Raw genomic sequence first — 23,822 nt, 5'->3', positions numbered from 1 at the left:
CCTAATAGTACTATTTTTGTGACTATGTTATAAAAATGTGCCTACTTTAAAAAAAATGCCTACTGATATAATATATGACTATGCTTAAAAATCCAACATACAAAAAATTATATAAATAGGAGATGACTTGTTTATGTCAAAAATCGTAATTACTGGGGCAACAGGAGAATTAGGACAATTGGTTGTCCAACATTTACTTGAAAAAGTACCTGCAAATCAAATCGCTGTTAGTGTTCGAAACGTTGAAAAAGCATCTAAATTTGCTGACCAAGGAATAGAAGTTCGATATGGGGATTATGATGACCCTTCATCTCTGGAAAAAGCATTTGCTGGAGCTTCTAAGTTGCTTCTAATATCAACACCACAAGACGACTCGGTAGTACGTATTCGCAAACACGTTGATGCTATTGAGGCAGCTAAAAAGGCAGGAGTAAAACACCTTCTTTATACAAGTTTTGCTGCTGTTGATAAGGGGGCATTTCCTCCACTTGGAGATGTTCATTCAGCAACTGAATATACCCTTCGTGCTTCAGGTCTTTCAACTACGATTTTAAGAAATGCTTTTTATCAAGAAGTGTTTGTTAATGAGAGCCTTCAATCGTTTGTTGATAGTGGAGTAATCGTGACTTCTGCTGGAAAAGGTAAAGTTAATACAGTAGAACGAAATGACCTTGCTTTAGCAGCAGCAACCGTTCTGGCTGGAGAAGGACATGAAGATAAAGTTTATGAATTAGCATCATCTGAAACTTGGAATTATGATGAACTTGCTAACATTCTTTCGGATGTTTCAGGAAAAAACGTAACTCATCAGTCTATGTCAGACTCTGAAGCTCTAGAGAGAATGGTTAATTCTGGCGTTCCTGAAGGTTTTGCTCATTTTCAAATTGCTCTTTACAATTCAATAGCCGATGGAAATGAGGGGAACGCTTCCAGTGATTTAGAAGATTTGATTGGTAGAAAACCAACTTCAATTCGCAAAAGTATCACTCATTTTTTCAATAAATAAGCGATTTCTATAAACATTAAGAGGATACCAATATGAAAGACTGCTACTAAATTGGAGCAGTCTTTTTTATAAATATAGACAAGCCTTAAACAGAATTATGCATGGTTCTTGTTAAACGAAACCAGCTAATAAAAACTAATGTAATATTCCATTATAGGGCGCGATTGTTTAATAACAAGCGCCCTTACTGCTGCATTGGGTGATTAAACACAGGAGTCGTATTTGGATAATTCTGAATCAGCCATTTTCGAGGGGTTGTGCAAAAATACCCATACTCGGAATCACTGAACGACTTTGAAATACTTCTTCTAACGTATCTTTGCAATCGATATTCCCACTGTAAAAGTGGTAACGTGCGATAGCCGAATACATCAATTCATCTGGATATGGTTCTGTAAAGAATGGCAGCATCTTAATCAACTCCTAGTAGAATTCCTCTAATGGATTTTTAATATATCCACTTGCTTTCAACAATTCGTATGGGTGCTGTTTTTTCTCTAATGCTTTCTTTCTAAGTGCCAACAATGGTAATACATCGGTATTTTGAGGTTTTGGTTTACTTTTTTGTTCCTTCCTTTGCTGGTTTAATGCAATTGCTTGCTGAATCACATCTGATTTAAGTTGATTAAATTCAGTATCAAGTGGATTTCCCTCAACTATATTTTGTGCGAGCTTTTTAATATCGTTTTCTTTCAAACTATCAAAAATACCAAGGGCTGCCACTTCAACACTTAAGTTCCCAATCATGTCTTGACGTTTATACTCGATTGTATTTTGGCGCTCTTTAAATGCTTCTTGAATACGTCCTGTCATTTCAGTATTTCGCTTGTGATTCAGCATGACTTCATCCAAGTTAATCATAATATCTTCATATTTCATCATATCGGCAAAATTGTTCGTCCGAATAGCTGTCATCATTGGTTGAATCGTTTGCATATCTTCCCTAGCAGTCTTTTTTAACACTTGTGGTGTAATGATTTCAGCCGGGTTGTCCTCATCAAATAATACTCGTTCTTGCGCTAGAATAAATAGATTCACGGCAACAGCAGTAATCCCTTGGCATTCATAATAAAATGCCTTCTTTGTCTCCTCTGTAAGCTCAGAATGGGTTTTTAAACACTGTAATTCCCAAAGTGTCTCTAGGAAAAACTCCCACTCTTCACTATTTTCATCCATACGATCCCAAATAATAGCTCCATCACTTGCTGCCCGTCTTGCCTGTCTGAAGTTTCCTTTGAATAGTTTTTGTGCTTTAGAAGTGCCGATTAAAACCGTAGGAATGCCAACTGTATTAGACAGTGTTACAAAAAAATTTAACATTTCTTCCTGTTCATTTTTGGAATGTAGTAAGTGCTGGATTTCATCAATTACTAGAACACCGATGCCGTACATACTTGCTAACGATGTCATGTGCAATAACATTGTCGATGTCACACGGTTCAAATAACCGTACTTTTCTAAATATCGAGTTCCTAGTAAATCATCAATTGCTTTGAAAAAGCTTTTGCAAAGTGTAGATAAACTTCCATCATACGGGCAGTCAATTTTAAGCCAAACAATTTGAGTTCGATTAAACGGTTGTCCTTTGTATTCTTCATGCTTGATCACTTGTGGATACATAAGCAAAAGACGTTCAATTGCTGTTGTTTTACCAATTCCAGAAATACCGATAATGGATAAGCTATCGGCAGTTGAACGAATATAATTTAGTCGTTCATCTATATATTTATGAGCTGTTTCCTCTTCTTCACGCAATTCATGTAACACCCGAACACGCTCTAGAAATGTTCTATCTAATGGATTTCGCGCCAAGTAACCTCTCCGAATCAATGTAGACAATCGGCGTTCTACCTCGAAATGAATCGGTAACGGCTGGATAAAATTCCTTACACGTTTTAAGACGTGATAACGAATATTCGTTTCACTTAATTTATCTTGCTCACTAATTCGTGGAGTCACCATAAATCGCTCCAGCACATCATCCTCATTAAATATAGGTGGAAGAGCTTCGATGAAAGGATTATTGGTATATTCATTTAAAAATTGCTCCTTATAGACAGCTTTCTCAAAATCCCCTTTTAAGACAACCATGTCATTTGTCTTTCCCAAATTCCTCATCTCGCTTCTTCTTTAGTTTTTCCATAAGACGTGAGCCTGATTTCTTAGGTGGTGTTTCATCAATCTTCTCTTTTGTAACAAAGTCGATTACGTCAGCTGCTTCACTAACCTTATTAGGTGATAAATCAAACTTTTCAGCTTCACGATTTAACTGTTTTTCAACATCCTTGTTTTCACGAATAGCTGCTATTTTAGCCTTCTTACTTGTTGGTTGATTAAAAGATTGTTTTTTGTTCTTCGCAGCCTTTTTAATAATCTCTTCCAATGCAGCATCAGTATTCACTGTAAGCTGAATTTGATTTGTTCGTTCCATTTCTTCTAGTTCATTCCGAAGTTGTTGTTGAAAGACAATTTCCTCTAGGAAGTCACCTTTATATTGCTGACTAGGTTCTAATAAAATACACGTCTCAAAATCTATTCCTTCATCGTGGGGAATATAGACTTTTTCAATGTGTCGTGGATCATAAACGATTTCTAAACTTCTATTTTTCAACTTCAAATACCATTGCTCTTCAATCGCTTGACGAGAACCATAAAGAAGATTTTTAAACTTGATTCCAGCTCTTGAAATTGTCGCTTTTCCACGTGGAAGCACGTTCAGACGAAGAATATTTCGATCAACTGTTCTTAACCTTCCTTTGCGGTTTTGAATACCCCAATTCCATAAATTAATTGGCGTTGGCACTAGCCCATCAGCTACCATTTCTTTTTCAATAGGATATTTATCAATGATTTTTTTGTTATGATGCAAAACCATCGTAATAACAAGAGATGTAAATTCCTTTAGATTCAGCGTAGCGTTTAAGCGATAATCTTGATCACCACGTTCTCGATATTCCTTTTGAATCGCCCCAGGTGCTTTTTGCTTTACTTTTCCATTTAATGTACGGAACTTCCTTTCAACAATCCCTTTCAAATCTCCCCGATAAGCTGTGGTATTCTCAATTTTAATATTAAGATTGTTAATTAAATTCTCTACCGAATAGCCTTCAAACTCACCTCGGTCAGCGATAATAATTTCAGGTAAATGATGTGTTGGCCATTGCTCAGGTGTAATATTAATTCCGTACTGCATACAGAACTCTACTTTGTCAGCAACCATATTATCCAAAGCCATCATTGCACCAATCCATGACGGCCCTTCTAGCCCAACATAAAGACCTGTAATAATGCGTGAATACACATCAAGTACAGCATAAATAACTGGTCGCCCAATTACTTTATTTACGTCAAGTGAACTGACTAAATAAATATCTGCGATAGTTGCGTCAATTTGAAATCTAGTACCGGGACCATTTGTTTCTGATTTAGAATCACTTAAAATCGGACGATGCTTCAATTCATATTCCTTTGTACTTTTACGAAACTGAATATCCTTTTTCGGGTCTTCCAGCTTTTTAAACCAGTAGTAAAACTGATGGTACGAGGGAATTCGAGTGGCCTCCCAAATACGGTACTTTAGCTCACCATTTTCCTTATAGCGATCAGAGTAAAAGTCACGCAGCATGAAATTATAAACATCTCGTAAAGAGTAATTATTCTTTATCCTGTAGTACTTGTTGATAACGTGCTCAATTTGGACCTTTACCTCGTCAGTAATGTTAATACCGGTTTGATATTCATTATTTATGTTTATCTTTCTAGGACGACCAACCTTTGCATTTGTTAGGACTTTTGTTCTCCCTTTACCACCTGAATTAGAGTAGTCGGGTAACATAGCGTTTTTTGTCATCCCCCTCTGCCAATAGCGAGTCAGTAACTTTTTAACTTTTGTCTTGCCTAAGTTGCTGTCCCGAACGATTTCACGAATTTTATTTTCTCTTCCTCGTTTGTAGAGCAAATCTTGCATATTGGGGACACAGTATTTTTGTATAGTTTCCCAATCTTCTTCGCGCTTACGAATTTGCACTTCTGTTAAATCACTTTCTGAAATCACTTTTGCATATGGATCATTAATCGCAAGTAGCTCTCCTTGATTCATATCTGTAATTAGGTTGGAATATAGCTCCCTCCTCGGCATAGCACTACTCGTGTCAATATTAACAATATAGACATGTGGTTCTTCAATATCAATTACCCGAATCCTTGTCGAATCGGTCACATATTGAAACACTTGATTAATATAAATCATCCGTATTTCACCTTCTCTAAATTACCTTCATCAATACACTTAATATCAATTGTTTGCTCTAAATCAATCGGCTTTTGCATATCAATGACTACGATTTTTCTAGCAAGCAAGTGATAAAATAGTGTAACACCACTTCCAAAAGGTAAGTGTGTATCTGTATCAAACTCATTAGTAATTTCACGGATACTTCGTGAATTATTCAATAGGCGATTCATAAGAGACATGGATAAATCCTCAATATTTTGGTCATCCATTTCTTGATATACATCATAGCTACGAATATCAAAATAATCATGGATATAACTAATATTTTTAGCCATTGTTTTATGAATTTCTTCCTCTGTTATAGTTGCCCAATTAATGCTTCTACGCTTCCAATATTCCCGTTCAATTTCAAACTTCTCTAACACACGTTCTTCTAACAGCTTATCTTTCATTTTGATAGTGTGAGCGACTTCAAATACACCTTGTCCTTTATCAACTGTTAATAAAAAGTCCGTTGTCATAACAATGGGATCGCCTGTTTTTGGATCAGCTGGATGTTTAATCCCAAGCTCTTCAGCAATGATAATCGTCTCTTCTTGTGGTAATAAAGGAAATTGTTCACGAATATCCAAAATAACATCAGAAAATTCAGTCAAATAAAAGTAGTTCCGTTCCAAATCCGATAAAAACTCATGTTGTCTGCCGGTTTTTATACCTTTTAATCTTGTTGACCGACCTAATGAGGAAACATCTTGAATTTTAAGCCAAGGCTGATAATCTGCTCCACTGCCAGTTCCTCGGCCCTCTTTAATCCACTTATCAATTTTAGATGTTCTTTTTCTTTTCGACACAAAAACACCCCTTTAGATAATCATATCCAAAGGGGCAAAGCTTCGCAACTTTTTTATAAACGTCGCGACTTTATTTTAAACATCGCATCTTTTTTATAAACATCGCGACTTTATTTTAAATCCACAAGAACTATTCCCCTGTTAATAAGTCCTTCCCTGCCTTCCCCTCCTCCTCACTCCCCTCAAACCCTTGCGACTCTAAGCCGCTTCCTTCTTTCCTCGTCATTTCTCTTCTTTCCAATCTGCTATTAAGTTCTTCCCTAAAACACCCGAAAATGACCCGAAATAACCCGTCTGGGTTGTATCGAATATTCTGCCATTGTAATTAAGTTTTTCCATAATGGAGGAAAGAATCAGGAGAAAAGAATGGAAATATAATGATTTTTATGTTTGGAAAACACACTGAATAGGGATTAGTAATCCGTTAGATTGATAGGGTGAGGAAAACAACTGGAAAAGATATTGAAAATAGCCTAAAACCACTATTGGAAAGGGATTGGAGGGATATTAAGCATAAAGAAAAGGACTGAATCGCTATTGGATCCAGCCCGATTTTTTATTGATTTGGGATTGAACATCCCTTTTGGATGGTGATTGAAAAGCCATCCGAGTACATAGCGTTTTCCCCGTTGAACTTCCCCGTTTCTTTACCATTCGGGAACCAACTATTTAGCAGTAGGTACCGACTTTTTAGCTTGGGGAAGTGGAAAGTAACAGCTATATAAGAACAAATCACAATCCTCATCAACCTATTCAACAGTTACACTCTTAGCCAAATTCCTTGGTTTATCAACATCACAATCACGATGAAGTGCTGCATAATATGCCAATAATTGTAATGGTATGACACTAACAAGTGGTGTAAGCAGTTCATGAACTTTAGGTAGAACAAATGCATCATCGTCTTGTTCTAAGCCTCTCATACTTATTATCAACGCATTTGCTCCACGCGCTACTACTTCCTGAACGTTACCACGAATTGAATAGTTTACATTTTCTTGAGTAGCAAGTGCAACCACTGGCGTACCATCTTCAATTAATGCAATCGTACCATGTTTCAATTCCCCACCAGCAAAACCTTCTGCTTGGATATAAGAAATTTCCTTTAATTTCAAGGCACCTTCTAATGAAACATTATAGTCCGTGCTTCGACCAATAAAGAAAGCATTGCGAGTTGTTGCCATATAGTCTCTAGCTAACTGTTCTATTTCTTCCTTCTGATCAGTTAAAACTTCCATTGTGCTTGCAACAATACCAAGCTCTTTCATCAGGTCGATTGGTAATTCAATTCCCTTTGCATTTGCTGTATCTGCTGCCAAAATTGCTAGTACTGCAATTTGTGCAGTATACGCTTTTGTAGATGCAACAGCAATTTCAGGACCTGCATGTAGGTGTAATGTGTAGTCTGCTTCACGAGAAAGGGTGGATCCTGGCACATTTGTTATCGTTAATGCTGGATGTCCCATTTCTTTAATTTTTACTAATACGGATCTGCTATCAGCTGTTTCTCCGCTTTGCGATATAAAAATAAATAACGGTTTGCTAGACAAAAGTGGCATATTATATGAAAATTCACTCGCAACATGTACTTCCACTGGAATACCGGCTAATTTCTCAATAAACCCTTTACCAACTAAACCAGCATGGTAACTAGTCCCTGCAGCGATAATATAGATTCTATCTGCTGCCTTCATAGCAGAGCGAATATCTTCATCCAGTTTAAGTTCATTGTCTCCAGCTTGATATTCTTTAATAATTTTACGAATAACAATTGGCTGCTCATCAATTTCTTTCAACATATAATGAGGGTATGTTCCCTTTTCAATGTCACTTACATCAATTTGTGCTGTATATGGCTTACGTTCAACAACGGTACCATCTAGTTTTTGAATTTCAACATTATTACGTTTTACGAAAACAATTTCTTTATCGGAAATTTCAAGATACTGATCGGTTTCTTTTAACGTTGCCATCGCGTCACTTGCAATGACATTAAAGCCATCGCCAAGGCCAATGAGTAACGGGCTTTTATTTTTTGCTACATATAATGTTTCAGCGTCATCTGCATCAATCATTCCAATGGCATAAGAACCTTTAATAAGGCTCATAGCTTCACGGAAAGCTTTAGCAGTATCTTGATATTTTTCATAAAGCTTATTAATTAGTTGTACAATAACTTCCGTATCTGTTTCGCTCACAAATACTACATCACTAAGGTATTCACGCTTTAAATCCTGGTAGTTCTCAATAACACCATTATGAACAATGGTGAATTTCCCTGAAGTGCTTTGATGGGGATGTGCATTAGCGATACTTGGGACACCATGTGTTGCCCAACGTGTATGTCCAATTCCCATCGTTGCTTGGATAGAATTGTCAACACTTTCTTTTAATGTTGCAATACGGCCTTTTACCTTTGTAAGGTTTATACCATCGTCATTAAGCACTGCAATACCAGCTGAATCATAACCTCTATATTCTAATTTTTCCAATCCGTTTAATAAAATATTTTTTGAATCATTCTGTCCGATATAACCTACAATTCCGCACATATCGTTGTGTCCTCCTATTATAAGGGGCAGACAAAAAGACGTAAATATTAATACGGGGCCTTCTTACTGCCCCTTTCTCGTGTTAGATGACATCTTATTTTATCCCTTTGTCCAATAAGTCACCTTATTGTTTTAGAATAAAACGTAAACGACTGAGATGTTCAATCGGGAGGTATCCGCCGAAATATTCGATGACCTCCACCTCGTCAACTATTTCTCCTTTTCGAACGAAAATAGTTCTGGCGCTTTAAGTTGAACTAGTTTTACTATGCTCCTTTCTCCTCTAAAATAAACATCCACCCACTTTTTACTAAGATAGTAAAGACATGAGTGAACCTATTTTATTTTACCCGAGTTCTATTCACTTGGTCAATTAAAACTTTCGGGTATATAATGTTATTTTATGTAAGACCTTTATATTTTGTTAAAAATGATATTTATTGCTTGCTTTCAATATATGCCTGTTCTTCTTCAGGGCTTAAGATACCTGTTGCCTCTCCAATCGTTCCCCCCTGAAGAGTCCAGATTGCATTGTGATCATCATCTACTTTAGAAAAGTCACCTTCTGCCCATCTCTCTAAAATTTTACGATAAACTGTTTCATTGTTAATCTCTACAACATCCAGACCTTCGAGTAACCACTGAATCCTCTCGGGATGAATCTCATAATATCCCCACTTTTCTTCCGCTTTTACTTTTTGATGTGACATCCCATGAATGTATTCATTATAATGGTAAATTGTTGACTCCTCGATCGATGTTGTTTTACCGAACGGGTTAAGTCCTTCTTTCTTATATTGCTCTAAATTTTCTTGTGTAATTGTTCCCTGTACTTCAGTTCTATCTTCTGCTAGTGTATTAACAACTGATGATGCATCTGCACTATTATTTTCATCGTTTTTATCTTGAACATTATATATTATTATGTAAGAAAAAATTCCAATAGCAATAATTAATATTGACACTAATCCCCAAATTATTTTCTTCAAATAGACCCCTCCTAGCATAAGATTACCCGCAATGTTAAAAACATTCAAGTAATTAAGACACTAGAGAATGCCCATATAATAGATGGTAAGGATTATTCAACATCATTTTTAAAAGGGGCGTAAGAATGAATAACATTCTTACGCCCTAGAGACAACCTATTTATTCTTTTACTCCTAGCAAATCTTCAACGAGTTGAACAATACGACCTACATATTGCTCACATTCCTCTTTAGTTGGAGCTTCAACCATCACACGAACAAGTGGCTCTGTTCCGGAAGGACGTACTAACACACGGCCATTACTTCCTAACTCCTTTTCCACCTTTTCAATCTCACTTAAGATTTGTGGATGGTTTAGTGCTTCTTTCTTGTCTGTAACTTTTACATTTTTCAATACTTGTGGGTAAATAGTCATCTCCCCAGCAAGTTCAGATAATGGCTTACCAGTTTCCTTCATTACATTAACAAGTTGAATAGCTGATAACATTCCGTCACCTGTAGTTATGTAATTTAAAAAGATAATGTGTCCTGATTGTTCACCACCAAGGTTATAGCCACCCTTACGCATTTCCTCCATTACGTAACGGTCACCAACTGCTGTCTTACTGCTTTTTATCCCATGTTCTTCAAGTGCTTTATAAAATCCAATATTACTCATTACTGTTGATACGACCGTATTTTGGCGTAATACTCCACGCTCATTCAAATACTTCGCACAAATGTACATAATTTGGTCACCGTCGACAATATTTCCCTTCTCGTCGACAGCAATCAAACGATCACCATCACCATCAAAAGCAAGACCAATGTCTGCTTCCTTCTCTAAAACAAAAGCTTGTAATGCCTCTGGATGCGTAGAACCAACACCATCATTAATATTTAAACCGTTTGGTGATGAGCCCATTGAAAAAATATCTGCCTCTAAATCAGCAAATAAGTGTGTGGCTAGACTTGATGTTGCTCCATGAGCACTATCAACAGCTATCGTTAACCCTTCAAAGTCATTATCAACCGTATCTTTTAAGAACGATAAGTATTTTTGTCCACCTTCAAAGTAATCATTAATAATCCCTATATCACCACCAATTGGTCGTGGTAAGTCATCTTCTGAGTCAATGAGGCGTTCAATTTCATTTTCTTGTTCATCCGTTAGCTTAAAACCATCTGGTCCAAAAAACTTAATCCCATTATCTTCAACTGGATTGTGTGAAGCTGAAATCATAATACCAGCATGTGCGCTAAGTGCTTTCGTCAGGTATGCCACACCAGGTGTTGATATAACGCCTAACCTCATCACCTCTGCACCAATTGATAATAGTCCAGAGACAAGTGCCCCCTCTAACATATGCCCTGAAATACGCGTGTCACGGCCAATAATAACTTTCGGTTTATCTGTAGTTTGGGTTAATACATACCCTCCCACACGACCTAGCCTATATGCTAATTCTGGTGTTAATTCTTTGTTAGCAATTCCTCTTACTCCATCAGTTCCAAAGTATTTTCCCATTTGTACCTCTCCTTTTTAAGTGTTTACAAGCGAGAGCCTCAATACCAATCATTGTATAAAACGCCTCATAAATAACTAAGTATTCTTAGATTGAGTAGCTGCCCCTAAGCCGCTTCTCTACTCAATCTAATCTATCTGTACCCGAATCTCATCGTATTCAGGTGTAATCACTGCTTCTTCAAGATCAGGTCCTTCGATCTCAACTGGTAGCATATACTCACCAGGGTCTAACCCTTCTACATTAATAGAAATACGGAAATCTTCGTTGGTTAATTCGCGTATTTCTATTTCATTCCCAACTGCTGTTATATCCATTCCTTCATCCTCAGGTTCCAAGAAGGTTACAGCTTGTCCATCTTGTATACCATCTACTTCAATAGGAAGTCCCTCAAAGGTTAGTGTTTGCTCAAGTTCTATCATTACCTCAATTGTTTCAACATCTGGCACATTCACGCCTTCTGGTAGGGACAAGTCCACTTCTAACGTACCCGTCTCGGTAATTTCTGATAAATTAATTTCCTCTGTTGATATCATCTCAATACCTTCTAACACATTACTTACTGCAAATGCCTCTACCTCTTCTACATTAGCAGAAAGTGATGTTAATGAATAGCCTTCAGGTAATTCACCAGTTGTAGGAATATTCAAGCTTACCGTCTTACTTGGATTGTTTATTTCGGCAGAAACTACCACTGTTTCAGGTTCAATCCTAACATTTAACTCATTTCCCTGACTATCATACACATTTACAGGTACTTCTCGATTATTGATGGATTCTTCCAATCCAGTCAGATCAACAAATACTTTCACAACACCAATGCCATCAATGATTCTTCTAGAGCTTGTGATTGTGACCTCAGACGGAGTAATTTCAAACTCACCAAGTTCATATCCTTGTGGTAATTTATCCTGATTAAAGAACTCAGCAGATATTTCAAATTGTTCCGTAGCTCTCTCTTCAATGTATATATCAATTGTTTTTGGTTCGATAAATACCTCTAATTCATCTGTTATATCATGTTTAATTTCAACGGTATGTTCTCCTTCTTCCAATCCCTCAAGATCCACATATACATCAAAGTTTCTTTGCAATACGATTGGTCGTAAGGTACTTGGAGAACCAGATAGAGTTACCGATACATATTCTGGCACACCGGTTACGACATAGTTCTCACTATCTATCTTAATTTGAACAGGTACATCATCAAATTGCTGTGTTTCAGATGATCTTCCAGGCAGATTAGAATCTGCGCCTGTAGAGTTTACATCTATATCAACGAATACATATAATACAATCGCAAAGGCTAACGCAGCAAAACGGACAAACCATTTACTTTTAAACCAATTATCCATTTTTACTCCCCTTTCGCTTAAACGACTTTTTATCAGAGGATTCTTGCATTAAAGATAAGTGGGCATTAAGCATTTGTTTTAATGTATCTTCCTTTGTATCTCTATGTAATTCACCATTTTTGGTACAAGAGATAGCTCCAGTCTCTTCAGATACAACAATTGTTAGCGCATCTGTAACTTCACTTATTCCCATTGCGGCTCGATGTCTTGTTCCTAATTCTTTTGAAATAAAGGGGCTTTCCGATAAAGGAAGGTAACAGGCTGCTGCCGTGATCTTCCCATCTTTGATAATAACAGCCCCGTCATGAAGCGGCGTATTCGGTGTAAATATGTTCGTTAATAGCTGATGCGTGAGATTCCCATCGATTGGTATCCCTGTTTCCGTATATTCCCCAACACCAGTATCTCCCTCAATGGTGATTAGTGCGCCTATACGTCTTTTAGCCATATAATTACAAGACTGTATAATTGCATCAATCTTCTTGGCTAATATTTCTTCTTCCGACCTTGCAGTTCTTGAGAATAAATTCCCTCTACCTAATTGTTCAAGCGCTCTTCTCAATTCTGGTTGGAAAAGAATAATGATAGCAAGAAAACCCCAAGTAATCGCTTCATTTGTTAACCATTGCATTGTTTGTAAATTAAATAAAAGACTAAGTGCCCAAATTAGCAAGACAACTGCAATTCCTTTTAATAACTGGATTGCCTTTGTACCTCTAATTAGCATCATTAATTTATAAAATACATACCAGACGAGAGCAATATCTACGCCTATTCTTAGCATATCCAGAAAGTCTAGACCCCCATCAAGCATGTTCACACATCCTTCTATCGTTAAATTTCATCAGATCTCTCATAACCCGAAAAGTATGATAATAATTATATCATAAACGTAACAAGAAACATAAAGGGAAGACTGAAGTATTATTATTATTTCCTATACCCAATATATGCGACTAAAAAACCAGATAGGCATTAGCCTATCTGGTTTAGCAAATATTAAAATGAGAATACCCCTTTAAATAAACTTTTAGCTTGAAACCACAACCACTCAAACATTTTATTTACTGTATTTAATTCACCATTTATCTCTCCAACAGAGGCCATCAAGCCCTCACCTTCAAGAGGGTCATCATCAATTAACTCGCCATTAACAATGGTTACATTTCCATCTACAGTTCCATCGATAATGAGATTACCATTTTTCACAAGAAGATCACCTTCTACAGTTACACCCTCAGGTACAATAACTGTATCCCCTTTAACAATAAGGTTCTCCTGCTTAGAAACAACTAACTCACTCTGCCCTTCAAACTGAACAAACGCTCCACTCAACATAAAAATAAAGAAAATTGCAGCCGCAGTTATGAGTGGATGTGTTTTAAACCACCGCTTATACTTGAAATGTTTCTTCTCTGCCCCGAGTTTAGCCATCACATTTTCCGTGAAATTTATTGGCGCTTCAATCGTTTCTACACTTTTAAGTAACGATATCGTTCGCTTTAAATCATGAAAATGGTGTTGGCATGATACACATTCTTCTAAATGAGTACGAAGAATTACCTCTTCTTCTTTCTTTAAATCTCCATCTAAATGCCTATGCATTAATTCAATCATTTTATTATGGGTTTCCAAGTGGGTCACACTCCTTTACACGTGGCGAAGCCTTTTACGCAAAGCTTCCCTTCCCCGATGTATTCTTGTTTTCACGGTGCCTAGTGGTATATCTAAGATATCACTAATTTCCTGGAGAGAAAATTCCTCTAGATAACGTAAGATAATAATACTTCTGTATTTCGGTGGAAGTTGTGATATTTCATTATGAATATAACGCTTGAGCTCCAAATTTTCCACTTCCTCAACTGGTGACCTATCTTCCGTTGAGATCTGTGAATACATATCGAGTCCATCTGTTCCTTTTACTTCCGCATCTAAAAAATAATCTGGTTTTCGTTTTCTTATTCTGTCAATCGATAAGTTCGTAGCTATACGATATAACCAAGTTGAAAACTTCCTGCGGTCATCAAAGGAATCGATATTCACATATGCACGAATAAATGCCTCTTGCGCCATATCCTCCGCCTCGTGTGCATTTCCAAGCATTCGATAGCAATGCTGATATATTTTGTTTTGATAAAAACCTACAATATCGCTATAAGCAGCTTGGTCCCCTTTTTTTACCTGTTTAATCTTTTCTTTTATTAATTGTTCCATTTAAGTACCTCCGCTTACTTGCGGTATTTATAATACGATTAGGTTTAAAAAAGGTTTCATTTTATATAAAATGATTTACAAATTACTTAAATACAAAATAAAACTCTTTCTATTCCCTACCACTAGCAATAATAAACCTATTTTTTTAAAAAATCACAAAAAATTCACAGTTTCAATATTGCATTTAATTGGGTATTCTCTTATTATAGTATACTAGATAGGAGGTAAGTTTTGGTGACTAAATCAATGTTAATGGAAAAAATTGAAGAATGCCGTGAAGAGATGATTACATTAAGCGATAAATATGATTTAACATCTGAAGCTGTTATCTCATCCAGTACGAAATTAGATAAATTAATTAATGAATATCAAAAATATATGTAATAACCTACCTACATTAAAAAAAGAGACATGATGCTACTTGGCTATCATGTCTCTTTCTGTATCAGCTTAGCACCCTCTAGGCTTGGCTGTAGTGCAAGGGGTTTAATTCCCGCTTCTTCCCAAGCAATGATCAATTTATCAGCTGCCTCACGAGATGGCATAAAGGCAATCCCACAGTCTCCTCCACCAGCACCAGATGGTTTTCCTGCGCCACCCAATTCTTCCGCAAGATCACACAACGTTGTAAGCTTCGGCGTTTCTACTGGTGCATTGGCATGCATTCCAACAGTAGCTAATGCACGTCTGTTTTTCTTTACACCTTTAGAGACAAGGCTAAAGTCCTTGTGCTCTATACCTTTGAAAAAGTATCCTACAGCCTCTTTACTATCTTTAAGAAATTCATCAAACATGAATGGATTACTTACTTTTAATTGGAGGATAATATCAACTAACTTTGCAGTAGATGCTGGTTTGCCCGTCCACCCAACACAAAAGTAGATATTATCTGGTATATCTATCGGTTCTAGCGCAAAGTATTTCCATTCCTTCTCCAATAATGCGGAAATAGAGCTAGTTTGTGTATATTCATTATGTAACCATTCTGCCTGAAAAGATGCGTACTTCAATAGTCCACCATAAGAAGAGGCTGCAACATCTGCTCCAGACCCATTCCCTTGCGTTTTAACATGTGAAATAGCTGCTAGCCTAAAAATTAGTTCTTTCGTAGGCTGTTCCAGTGCGAATTTAAGAATTGCGCTTACCACAGCCGTAACAACAGCAGCACTTGACCCTAAACCATACTTTATACCAGACGCATCATCTAACTCACTTTTAATAGACAGTTTTATTTTCGGCATACGAATTGTTTGTTCGTCCAAATAGGTATAAACAATTGTCATTGCATCCTTGATAAAGCCAATCCGGTTATCCGTCGTATTAATCTCAATCTGATTGTTATGAAACGTGAAATCTAATTTATCTAAATTAAAATCCTCTAAAGTCAGGCTATTTTCACTAGACGCTTCAATTGTTGCATAAACAAATCGGTCTACCGCCAAAACGCCAAGCTGATGATACGGTTCCAACACTGCAAACTCACCAGCAATCATTAATTTTCCAGGCACTTGTATGGTCATCGGTTTATCATTCAACATATTTCAACCCCTATAAATAGGAAATCCCTTTTCCGGTTCTACTTAATGTAACACTCGTTACACCTGGTATATTCTCTAACATGCTTTTAACAACTTCTTCATGCTCAGGTAAATAAAGTGCTTTTACATTTGGCCCTGCATCAATAGTGAAAAACACTGGAATACCTTTGGACCGCATTTCTTGTATCGCATGCATAACACGGACAGTCGTATCATGCCAATATGTAAATGGTGGATTCGCTCCTAATGTGGTAGCATGCATCTTCAAACAATTCGCCTCAGCGATTGCTCCGAGTTTTTCAAAGTCTTTTTCTTTAATAGCAGCTTTTAATTGCATCAAATCGTTTGGAATAGCCTCTAACCATCCTGAATAGAATGGGCTTGTATCTACAGTTCGTTTCATCCCTTCTCGACTTGACACTTTTTTCATGGTAGAAGATAATTCAACTGCTGCAACACGAACATCCCAATAATCCTCGGGGGCAACCTGTACAGCACGTGAGTCTAATCCATCCTCACGCTCGCCCATCTGCCACTCAACAAATCCGCCATAAATAGAACGGCAAGCAGAACCAGACCCCTGACGAGTTAAAATAGATAACTCTTCATCGGATAGCTCAAGACCAATAGCCCGAGTACTAGCAGCAGCAAGGGCAGCAAATCCAGAAGCTGATGAGGCAAAACCCGCTGCTGTTGGTACTTCATTACGTGAGTTTACTTCGGCATATATATTTTCTTCTCCAGACAATTTGCGTACTAAGTCTAAAAACCTAGATACCCGTTCGTAGGCTTGCCCTGACACCGCTTGGTCATTTAATAAAAAGAGGTCAGAGGATAGATCTCGCCTGAATTCTACAGTAGTTTTTGTATAGAAACCATCTAATGTTAAAGAAAGACTGCTATTCGTTGGTAAGATTAACGCATCGTTGCGCTTTCCCCAATATTTAATTAATGCAATATTTGTATGTGCTTTAGCTGTACCTTTCACAAATCTATCCCCTTTTTTTACTAATTCTCATGTTTTTTTAAAACAAATGGCCAAACCGCATGCGCTCCGTACTTCCTGAGTTTTTCAGCAAGTTGTCTCGAATGTACTTCATTCCTTGCTAGCGCGATAATACATCCACCATTGCCGCCACCAGTTAACTTCGCACCTAATGCGCCCTCTTTCTTCGCTACAGAAATGAGACGATTTAGCCCCGTGTCACTAACACCTAAAGATTCCAATTCTTTCTGGGCTTCATCTAATAGTTGACCCAAGATATACTTACCAGCCTTTTCTAGGGCATGCTTTGCTTGGTGAGTCAAATCTCCAATCCGTTCCAGTTTTCGATGAATTCTCCCAGGTGCTGATTTAAGCAAACGAGCAACTGATTCAACAGAAGACCGTGTATCACCTACTCTGCCAGAATCAGCCACAATAAAGTGGAAATCCTCTGCCAGGTTAATATATTTTACTGGATAATCTTTTTCAAACCAAACAGGTGAATGGGAATTAATCGTAATTGTATCAATGCCACTAGGTTGCCCATGTGCATGTGTTTCCGCAATATTAGCCAAGTCTAATAACTCTTTATCTGTATACGTACGATTTGCATATGCAAATAGAGAACGTATGACCGATAAAGCAACTGAAGCACTGGAACCTAACCCTTTACCAGGCGGAATCGATGAACTGATTCGAATCAATAAATCCTTTCCTGGTAATTCGAGGTATTGTAATGTCCCTCTAATACATTTAACAATTCCTTGTAATGATTCTGGCGCAAAGTTCAATGGACCATGATAAAAGGCACTGTCCATTTGTATCTTACCAGGAACACGCTCAATAACAGTCTCCACACCAATTAATGGAAAGGGTATAGCTATAGCTGGTTGTCCGTGTACAACTGCATGCTCCCCAATCAAAATTACCTTACTATGAGCTACTCCAATAGCTGTTTTTTCTGTAGTTGTTACTTCTTCTGCTCTCATTTTGTATATTGTTCCACCAATTCTTTAGCTTTACCTACACGGATTTCTTTTTGTTCGATTAATTGATTTGCAATGATATCAATCATCTCCCCTGTAGCTCCTGCCGCAATTGCAACAGAGCGAGAGTGTAATGCCATATGTCCTTTTTGAATACCGTCCGTTGCCAATGCTTTTAGTGCGCCTAGATTTTGCGCTAAACCAACAGCAACAATAATTTGTGATAGTTCTTTCGCTGATTCCACTTTCAATATGCCCAATGAAAACTTCGCTAGCGGATGCACTCGCGTTGCTCCACCAACTATTCCAATTGACATTGGAAGCTCCAACTCTCCCACAAGATTGCCTTGTTTGTCTATCCACCAGTTAGTCATCGAAGTGTATGAACCATGTCGAGATGCATAGGCATGTGCACCTGCCTCCACCGCTCTCCAATCATTACCTGTTGCAATTACTACGGGATCAATTCCATTCATAATTCCTTTATTATGTGTAACCGCACGATATGGGTCAGAAGCTGCAAATTCAAAGGCATGTATAACGCCATCCCTTACTTCTTCGCCAGAGAATTCCCCTGTTTTAAGAAGTTCAGGTGGGATGACACATTTTGCGCGTGCAAGACACTTATCTGCATAATTCGATAAAATTCGCAGATAAACTTTACCCTTTGTTAAGTCCTCTACGATAGGGGCGATTGATTCAACCATCGTATTAATAATATTCGCACCCATTGCATCACATGTATTAATATACAAATGCATAACGAGCATTTGGCTATACTTGGATCCAGTTTTTTCATTTATGATCCTTACATCCAAATCCTCTGCACCACCGCCTCGACGAACGATACTAGGATAGGCATCATTCGCAGCTTTTATTAAAGACTCCTTTGCACGAAGTAATGTTTCTTTTGCTTCATGAAAGTCTGGGCAAGCTACTACTTGGATTTGACCAATCATTATTCGATCTGTTGCTTCCGTTGTAAAACCACCAGCTTCTCTTACAATCTTTGCTATATGACTAGCAGAAGCGACGACAGAGGCCTCTTCAATAGCCATTGGAATTACATATTCCTTCTCATTAATTAGAAAATTTAAACCTAAGCCAAGTGGAAGCTGAAACGTTCCAATTACATTTTCAATCATATTATCAGCAGTTTCTGTTGTTAGAGGTTCACTCGTCTTAAGTGATTCCATATCCTCATCCGTACAAAGCTGCAACTCTTTTAACAACTTCAGACGTTCATCAACAGTCATATTATAGAACCCAGGAATTCTGGATGTCTCCATACTGTATCATCCTCTTTATATACAAAAATTCACTGTAACTTGTTAACGTTTAAAAACCTATCTATTATTATAACATGTTTCCTTCTATTATCTTTATAATAATGCCTTTACATGATACAAAAAAGTTAAATGGGTTTTAAAAAATACCTGTACCTATTATGTAAAAAAATGGCCCAAAAAGCAAACAAACAAGGTAGGCATTCTAAGAACAACCGACCTTGTTTATTTAGTGAAACATTCAATTATTAAGATGATGAGCCATGAAGGATTCGAACCTTCGACCCTTTGATTAAAAGTCAAATGCTCTACCGACTGAGCTAATGGCTCATATATAATGAGTCTCTTCCTATTTAGAAGAGCGTTCTGTTTGTTGACCCCTGCTTCTAAAAGCTTATTCAAAGATGTCAATGCATCGGGGTTACTCGTAGCTTATTCGGAAGAAGTATTGCTCGTTGCTCTACCGAATGAGCTAATAGCTCATATATAAGAAAATAAAATGGCTGGGCCACCAGGATTCGAACCTGGGGTACACGGGATCAAAACCCGATGCCTTACCGCTTGGCTATGGCCCAACAATAAGTGGTGGAGGGGGGCAGATTCGAACTGCCGAACCCTGAGGGAGCGGATTTACAGTCCGCCGCGTTTAGCCACTTCGCTACCCCTCCGTATTGTTAACGATAAAGTAATAAATTATACATGATAAAAATGGTGCCGGCCAGAGGACTTGAACCCCCAACCTACTGATTACAAGTCAGTTGCTCTACCAATTGAGCTAGGCCGGCGTATTATTGTTTTATGCCCATACGTCAATTAGAACATTTATTTTGTGTGGCTCGTCGTGTTGCAAGCATATTCGGTGAAGTCGCACTCCTCGCAAGCCTGCACATAGTAGCATATTCGATGAAGCAAACGGCTTGCTCTACCAATTGAGCTAAGGAAGTATGGTGGAGGATACAGGGCTCGAACCTGTGACCCCCTGCTTGTAAGGCAGGTGCTCTCCCAGCTGAGCTAATCCTCCATGTTGGTGACCCGTACGGGATTCGAACCCGTGATACCGCCGTGAAAGGGCGGTGTCTTAACCACTTGACCAACGGGCCATATTAAAACTTAAACCTACAAAAAACTACATTTTTCTGGGCTATTTCAAACTGACGAATTTTATTATATCTAGTTATGCACCATTTGTAAAGAGGAAAAATGCATTTTTATAAATTTTTTTGTGTTTCTTAACCTACATAACCAAACACTTCACTCTATCCACATTCTGTAAGAATATATTCATTTATCTAAACATTCATTCAACACAATTACAACCCGAAATTCCACGGATTAGTAAAAGTTCTAATTTATGATTTCTTTTAGCAATCTAGTTAGGTTATAATATAATAACAATCTTTTTTGGAGGTAAAAAATGACAAAGCTACTTGAAGGAAAAACAATAGTAATTATGGGAGTTGCAAATGAAAGAAGTATTGCATGGGGTGTTACGAAATCATTACATAATGCTGGGGCAGACCTTATTTTTACAAATAGACAAGAGCGTTCATATAAAAAATTAGTTAACTTACTTGAAAAACACGAAATAGAAGCGAAGTTAATTGTCTCTTGTGATGTTGCCAGTGATGAAAGCGTTCAAGAAGCCTTTGGGAAGATTAAAGATGAGGTTGGTACCATTCATGGATTAATTCATTCGGTAGCATTCGCTAATCGTGAAGAACTTCAAGGAGAATATGCTGACACATCTCGAGATGGATTTCTATTAGCACAAGAAATTAGTGCCTATTCACTAGTTGCTGTTACAAGAGCTGCGAAGGAATTAATGACTGAAGGTGGTAGCATTGTAACACAAACTTATCTAGGTTCAGAACGTGTTGTTCCTAATTATAACGTCATGGGTGTTGCAAAAGCATCATTAGAGGCAAGTGTTCGCTATTTAGCAGAGGATGTAGGGAAATATGGTATTCGTGTAAATGCAGTGTCTGCTGGTCCGATTCGTACGTTATCAGCCAAAGGTGTTTCTGGCTTTAATGAGAAAGCAAGTATTATTGAAGAAAAGGCTCCATTGCGTCGCAGTATTGATCAAGATCAAGTAGGTGATGCAACTTTATTCTTTATTAGTGACCTTTCAAGAGGTGTTACTGGCGAAGTGTTACACGTTGATTCTGGATTTCACATTATTGGTGGTTGATTATCTTTACACAAGAAAGACGCTTCCATTTAGGAAGGCGGCTTTCTTGTTTTTTTTAAGGATTTACTGATAAACAAAATATTGATTCTTCCCCAACTCTTTTGACTTATACATTGCAATATCTGCTTTCTTATAGAGGCTTTCCAGATCTACCCCATCATCAGGAGCGATAGCTATACCCAAACTTACAGTTACATGTAATCCTTTTAGCTCTGTCATCTGTTTAATGACTTCATTTAAATTACTCATAATTAATTCAGCTATCTGTTCTGCATCATCTCTATTACTCGACGGCATAATAATAGTAAACTCATCTCCACCTAGTCGATATATTGTTTTACCTTTAGGTAAAGAGGCTTCTACAGATGAACCAACAAGTTGTAGTAATTGATCACCTTGGTCATATCCCAAATGATCATTAACTAATTTAAAGTTATCTAAGTCAAACATCAGTAATGCAATGCTACCTTCATTCTTATCCAACTGTCTTTGAAGGTCTTCTTCAAATGCAGCTCTATTTTTTAAACCGGTTAATTTGTCATGAAATGCCATGTGAACAGGCCTTGCGAACCATTTTGAAGTAATTAGAGACAAAATGATTGTAACAATTAATACCAAGATTAATTGGATAATAAATATTCTTTGATTTTTAACAAGAACTACTTGTAATTGGTTATTACTATGTACAATTTCAATTACTTTATCTTGTGTTGACCCCGAGTCATATTTTGAGCGGTATGGAACATAACGGTAGGATAGTTGACTATCATTTAAATCCACTTTTACCTCAATTGTTTCATCTGTATTTAACGCTTTCTCAAATGCCTGTCTTCTTTCAGCCGTTAATTTCCACTCATTAGCAGATTCCCCTAGAGAAAGACCACCTAAGTTTAGGATATTAATTTCATTGATAGACGGATATTTCTCTTCTAATTCACCCATTACTTGTAGAAAGTTAAATTCACCAAATATCTCTCCGTCCTGCAAATTATAGCTGAGTTCGATCAAATGCTCTTTATCTGGCGTCGCCATATAACTAAACTTTGTAATTTCACCCGTATCTTGTGCGATGTCCATGCCATCATGATAAAATTCTCCAGTACTTCTTCTTTCGTCCAAAATACCAGCTAATGTATGACAGCATTCCTCAAAATCCATACCGATATCACTTACTAAGCTACTGTGGGTAACAACATTATTATTATTTATAATATATATATCCATACCTAATTGCTCTTTTAAAGAATTGAAATCCCATTCAGTAAAAGAAGGATTATCTTCATATAAGTCTATAAGAAATTTAGAATTCCTTTCCATGTTAGCAGCTGTATCATCATCAAAATAATAGTAAACTTTATCGATGGTTTCTAGTGAGTATTTTACTGTATCCTCAATTTGTTCTATTTGAAATTTGTTGTTCTCTAATAATTCATTCGTAATTCTTTGCTCATTAATAATCGCAATCGTAAAAGCAATGACAGTAGCAAAGACAATCATAATAATAAACAATCTCACTCTGAAAAGTTCCTTCAATTAATTACACCCCTTGTAACATTCACGGTAACCTTTCAGGAATATACTAACTAGATGAATCAGGAAATATTATCTTTTTTTAGTTGAAAAACTAGGCATCCACCTAGCCTTTATAGCGAATGCCACGACCTGCACTTATGCAAATAGAACCTTTTATATTTTCCTATCTACCAAGTTGAACCATCCCTTATTTAGAGCCTTCAATATTGCATTTGTTTTATTCTTACAATCAAATTCCCTATGTTACATGGTTTTCACCGCTTTATACGATATATCTAATCTGATAGCGGTTTCACATTTTTACAAACCAGCAACCATCTGTTCGAGAACATCCCATTCTCAGTTTGTTAATAGACTCCTAGGCCGTTCTACTTTTTTAGTTGTTAATCTTATATATTCGTCCAACAGAGAAAACTTTAAATCAAGGATGAATATAGTTATCTCCATTTAAAAGACCATTAATATTTTCAACTATGTTGTTTAATGCATAATAAAAGTACAGAGTATTGCAACCAAAATGTTAGAAGGTTGCACAAATAAAAAAGGCTTGCCAGCCCTAACAAAATACCCTACCGTTAATAGCGACTAAACAAATTA

The 23,822-nt window shown here is 37.1% G+C and carries 19 protein-coding genes and 6 tRNA genes; 3 read left to right on the top strand and 22 right to left on the bottom strand.

Going from position 1 to position 23,822, the window contains the following annotated elements; genetic code table 11:
- Positions 1–133: 133 nt before the first annotated feature.
- Positions 134–1,006 (top strand): SDR family oxidoreductase, encoded by an 873-nt coding sequence (locus tag D8M05_RS16860; RefSeq protein ID WP_054637727.1) that lies wholly within the window; start codon positions 134–136, stop codon positions 1,004–1,006.
- 237 nt (positions 1,007–1,243) lie between these two features.
- On the opposite strand, the gene D8M05_RS20305 is transcribed toward D8M05_RS16860, so the two are convergent.
- From D8M05_RS20305 to sigW, 11 genes are all read right to left on the bottom strand, one after another.
- Positions 1,244–1,417: a TniQ family protein gene (locus D8M05_RS20305; RefSeq protein ID WP_183072841.1), complete on the bottom strand. Its 174-nt coding sequence runs from the start codon at positions 1,415–1,417 to the stop codon at positions 1,244–1,246.
- A 12-nt stretch (positions 1,418–1,429) separates the two neighbouring features.
- Positions 1,430–3,124: an ATP-binding protein gene (locus D8M05_RS16855; protein WP_245985487.1), complete on the bottom strand. Its 1,695-nt coding sequence runs from the start codon at positions 3,122–3,124 to the stop codon at positions 1,430–1,432.
- Positions 3,099–5,255: a Mu transposase C-terminal domain-containing protein gene (locus D8M05_RS16850; RefSeq protein ID WP_121133893.1), complete on the bottom strand. Its 2,157-nt coding sequence runs from the start codon at positions 5,253–5,255 to the stop codon at positions 3,099–3,101. The genes D8M05_RS16855 and D8M05_RS16850 overlap by 26 nt, the downstream gene beginning before the upstream one ends.
- Positions 5,252–6,091 (bottom strand): TnsA endonuclease N-terminal domain-containing protein, encoded by an 840-nt coding sequence (locus D8M05_RS16845; RefSeq protein WP_121133891.1) that lies wholly within the window; start codon positions 6,089–6,091, stop codon positions 5,252–5,254. Before D8M05_RS16845 ends, D8M05_RS16850 begins: the two co-directional genes overlap by 4 nt.
- Positions 6,092–6,840: 749 nt before the next feature.
- Complete coding sequence (gene glmS, locus D8M05_RS16840; RefSeq protein WP_121133889.1) at positions 6,841–8,643, bottom strand: glutamine--fructose-6-phosphate transaminase (isomerizing); 1,803 nt, start codon at positions 8,641–8,643, stop codon at positions 6,841–6,843.
- Between the two features lie 437 nt (positions 8,644–9,080).
- Complete coding sequence (locus D8M05_RS16835) at positions 9,081–9,632, bottom strand: DUF6241 domain-containing protein (protein ID WP_121133887.1); 552 nt, start codon at positions 9,630–9,632, stop codon at positions 9,081–9,083.
- A 160-nt stretch (positions 9,633–9,792) separates the two neighbouring features.
- Positions 9,793–11,139: a phosphoglucosamine mutase gene (gene glmM, locus D8M05_RS16830; RefSeq protein ID WP_121133885.1), complete on the bottom strand. Its 1,347-nt coding sequence runs from the start codon at positions 11,137–11,139 to the stop codon at positions 9,793–9,795.
- A gap of 126 nt (positions 11,140–11,265) precedes the next feature.
- A complete protein-coding gene (locus D8M05_RS16825) occupies positions 11,266–12,492 on the bottom strand; it encodes a CdaR family protein (protein WP_121133883.1) in 1,227 nt (408 codons plus the stop codon).
- Entirely contained in the window at positions 12,485–13,306 is an 822-nt protein-coding gene (gene cdaA / locus D8M05_RS16820; RefSeq protein WP_121133881.1) for a diadenylate cyclase CdaA, read from the bottom strand. The genes D8M05_RS16825 and cdaA overlap by 8 nt, the downstream gene beginning before the upstream one ends.
- 185 nt (positions 13,307–13,491) lie before the next feature.
- The gene (rsiW, locus tag D8M05_RS16815; protein WP_281271930.1) at positions 13,492–14,136 is read right to left on the bottom strand and encodes an anti-sigma-W factor RsiW; all 645 of its coding nucleotides are present in this window, start codon (positions 14,134–14,136) and stop codon (positions 13,492–13,494) included.
- A 6-nt stretch (positions 14,137–14,142) separates the two neighbouring features.
- Positions 14,143–14,706 (bottom strand): RNA polymerase sigma factor SigW, encoded by a 564-nt coding sequence (gene sigW / locus D8M05_RS16810; protein ID WP_121133877.1) that lies wholly within the window; start codon positions 14,704–14,706, stop codon positions 14,143–14,145.
- A 234-nt stretch (positions 14,707–14,940) separates the two neighbouring features.
- Between sigW and D8M05_RS16805 the strand changes: the two genes are divergently transcribed.
- Complete coding sequence (locus D8M05_RS16805) at positions 14,941–15,090, top strand: aspartyl-phosphate phosphatase Spo0E family protein (RefSeq protein ID WP_245985485.1); 150 nt, start codon at positions 14,941–14,943, stop codon at positions 15,088–15,090.
- Between the two features lie 44 nt (positions 15,091–15,134).
- Here the strand turns inward: D8M05_RS16805 and D8M05_RS16800 are convergent, their stop codons facing one another.
- From D8M05_RS16800 to D8M05_RS16755, 10 genes are all read right to left on the bottom strand, one after another.
- Positions 15,135–16,244, bottom strand: coding sequence for a phosphomevalonate kinase (locus D8M05_RS16800; protein ID WP_183072840.1), 1,110 nt, complete (start codon positions 16,242–16,244; stop codon positions 15,135–15,137).
- Positions 16,245–16,254: 10 nt separating this feature from the next.
- Positions 16,255–17,232, bottom strand: coding sequence for a diphosphomevalonate decarboxylase (gene mvaD, locus D8M05_RS16795; protein ID WP_121133875.1), 978 nt, complete (start codon positions 17,230–17,232; stop codon positions 16,255–16,257).
- Positions 17,233–17,252: 20 nt separating this feature from the next.
- Positions 17,253–18,218, bottom strand: a complete 966-nt coding sequence (gene mvk / locus D8M05_RS16790) for a mevalonate kinase (protein ID WP_121133873.1) — start codon at positions 18,216–18,218, stop codon at positions 17,253–17,255.
- Positions 18,215–19,504 (bottom strand): hydroxymethylglutaryl-CoA reductase, degradative, encoded by a 1,290-nt coding sequence (locus tag D8M05_RS16785; RefSeq protein WP_121133872.1) that lies wholly within the window; start codon positions 19,502–19,504, stop codon positions 18,215–18,217. Before D8M05_RS16785 ends, mvk begins: the two co-directional genes overlap by 4 nt.
- Before the next feature lie 254 nt (positions 19,505–19,758).
- Positions 19,759–19,831: transfer RNA gene (locus D8M05_RS16780), tRNA-Lys, on the bottom strand.
- Between the two features lie 170 nt (positions 19,832–20,001).
- A tRNA-Gln gene (locus D8M05_RS16775) sits at positions 20,002–20,076 on the bottom strand.
- Between the two features lie 8 nt (positions 20,077–20,084).
- Positions 20,085–20,169, bottom strand: a tRNA-Tyr gene (locus D8M05_RS16770).
- A 41-nt stretch (positions 20,170–20,210) separates the two neighbouring features.
- Positions 20,211–20,286 (bottom strand) — tRNA-Thr (locus tag D8M05_RS16765).
- A 160-nt stretch (positions 20,287–20,446) separates the two neighbouring features.
- Positions 20,447–20,522, bottom strand: a tRNA-Val gene (locus tag D8M05_RS16760).
- Positions 20,523–20,526: 4 nt separating this feature from the next.
- A tRNA-Glu gene (locus D8M05_RS16755) sits at positions 20,527–20,601 on the bottom strand.
- Positions 20,602–20,915: 314 nt separating this feature from the next.
- On the opposite strand from D8M05_RS16755, the gene fabI reads away from it, so the two are divergent.
- The gene (fabI, locus tag D8M05_RS16750; RefSeq protein WP_121133870.1) at positions 20,916–21,692 is read left to right on the top strand and encodes an enoyl-ACP reductase FabI; all 777 of its coding nucleotides are present in this window, start codon (positions 20,916–20,918) and stop codon (positions 21,690–21,692) included.
- A 63-nt stretch (positions 21,693–21,755) separates the two neighbouring features.
- Here the strand turns inward: fabI and D8M05_RS16745 are convergent, their stop codons facing one another.
- Positions 21,756–23,225, bottom strand: coding sequence for a GGDEF domain-containing protein (locus tag D8M05_RS16745; protein WP_121133868.1), 1,470 nt, complete (start codon positions 23,223–23,225; stop codon positions 21,756–21,758).
- Positions 23,226–23,822 lie beyond the last annotated feature (597 nt).

It is taken from the genome of Oceanobacillus bengalensis (assembly GCF_003628445.1).
Taxonomy (GTDB): domain Bacteria; phylum Bacillota; class Bacilli; order Bacillales; family Amphibacillaceae; genus Oceanobacillus; species Oceanobacillus bengalensis.
This window is presented reverse-complemented; position numbering and strand designations above follow the sequence as displayed.

Coding starts and splice junctions, on each gene's coding strand:
- D8M05_RS16860 (WP_054637727.1), top strand. CDS start 134: ATGTCAAAAATCGTAATTACTGGGGCAACAGGAGAATTAGGACAATTG.
- D8M05_RS20305 (WP_183072841.1), bottom strand. CDS start 1,417: ATGCTGCCATTCTTTACAGAACCATATCCAGATGAATTGATGTATTCG.
- D8M05_RS16855 (WP_245985487.1), bottom strand. CDS start 3,124: ATGAGGAATTTGGGAAAGACAAATGACATGGTTGTCTTAAAAGGGGAT.
- D8M05_RS16850 (WP_121133893.1), bottom strand. CDS start 5,255: ATGATTTATATTAATCAAGTGTTTCAATATGTGACCGATTCGACAAGG.
- glmS (WP_121133889.1), bottom strand. CDS start 8,643: ATGTGCGGAATTGTAGGTTATATCGGACAGAATGATTCAAAAAATATT.
- glmM (WP_121133885.1), bottom strand. CDS start 11,139: ATGGGAAAATACTTTGGAACTGATGGAGTAAGAGGAATTGCTAACAAA.
- D8M05_RS16825 (WP_121133883.1), bottom strand. CDS start 12,492: ATGGATAATTGGTTTAAAAGTAAATGGTTTGTCCGTTTTGCTGCGTTA.
- cdaA (WP_121133881.1), bottom strand. CDS start 13,306: ATGCTTGATGGGGGTCTAGACTTTCTGGATATGCTAAGAATAGGCGTA.
- sigW (WP_121133877.1), bottom strand. CDS start 14,706: ATGGAACAATTAATAAAAGAAAAGATTAAACAGGTAAAAAAAGGGGAC.
- D8M05_RS16800 (WP_183072840.1), bottom strand. CDS start 16,244: ATGTTGAATGATAAACCGATGACCATACAAGTGCCTGGAAAATTAATG.
- mvk (WP_121133873.1), bottom strand. CDS start 18,218: ATGAGAGCAGAAGAAGTAACAACTACAGAAAAAACAGCTATTGGAGTA.
- D8M05_RS16785 (WP_121133872.1), bottom strand. CDS start 19,504: ATGGAGACATCCAGAATTCCTGGGTTCTATAATATGACTGTTGATGAA.
- fabI (WP_121133870.1), top strand. CDS start 20,916: ATGACAAAGCTACTTGAAGGAAAAACAATAGTAATTATGGGAGTTGCA.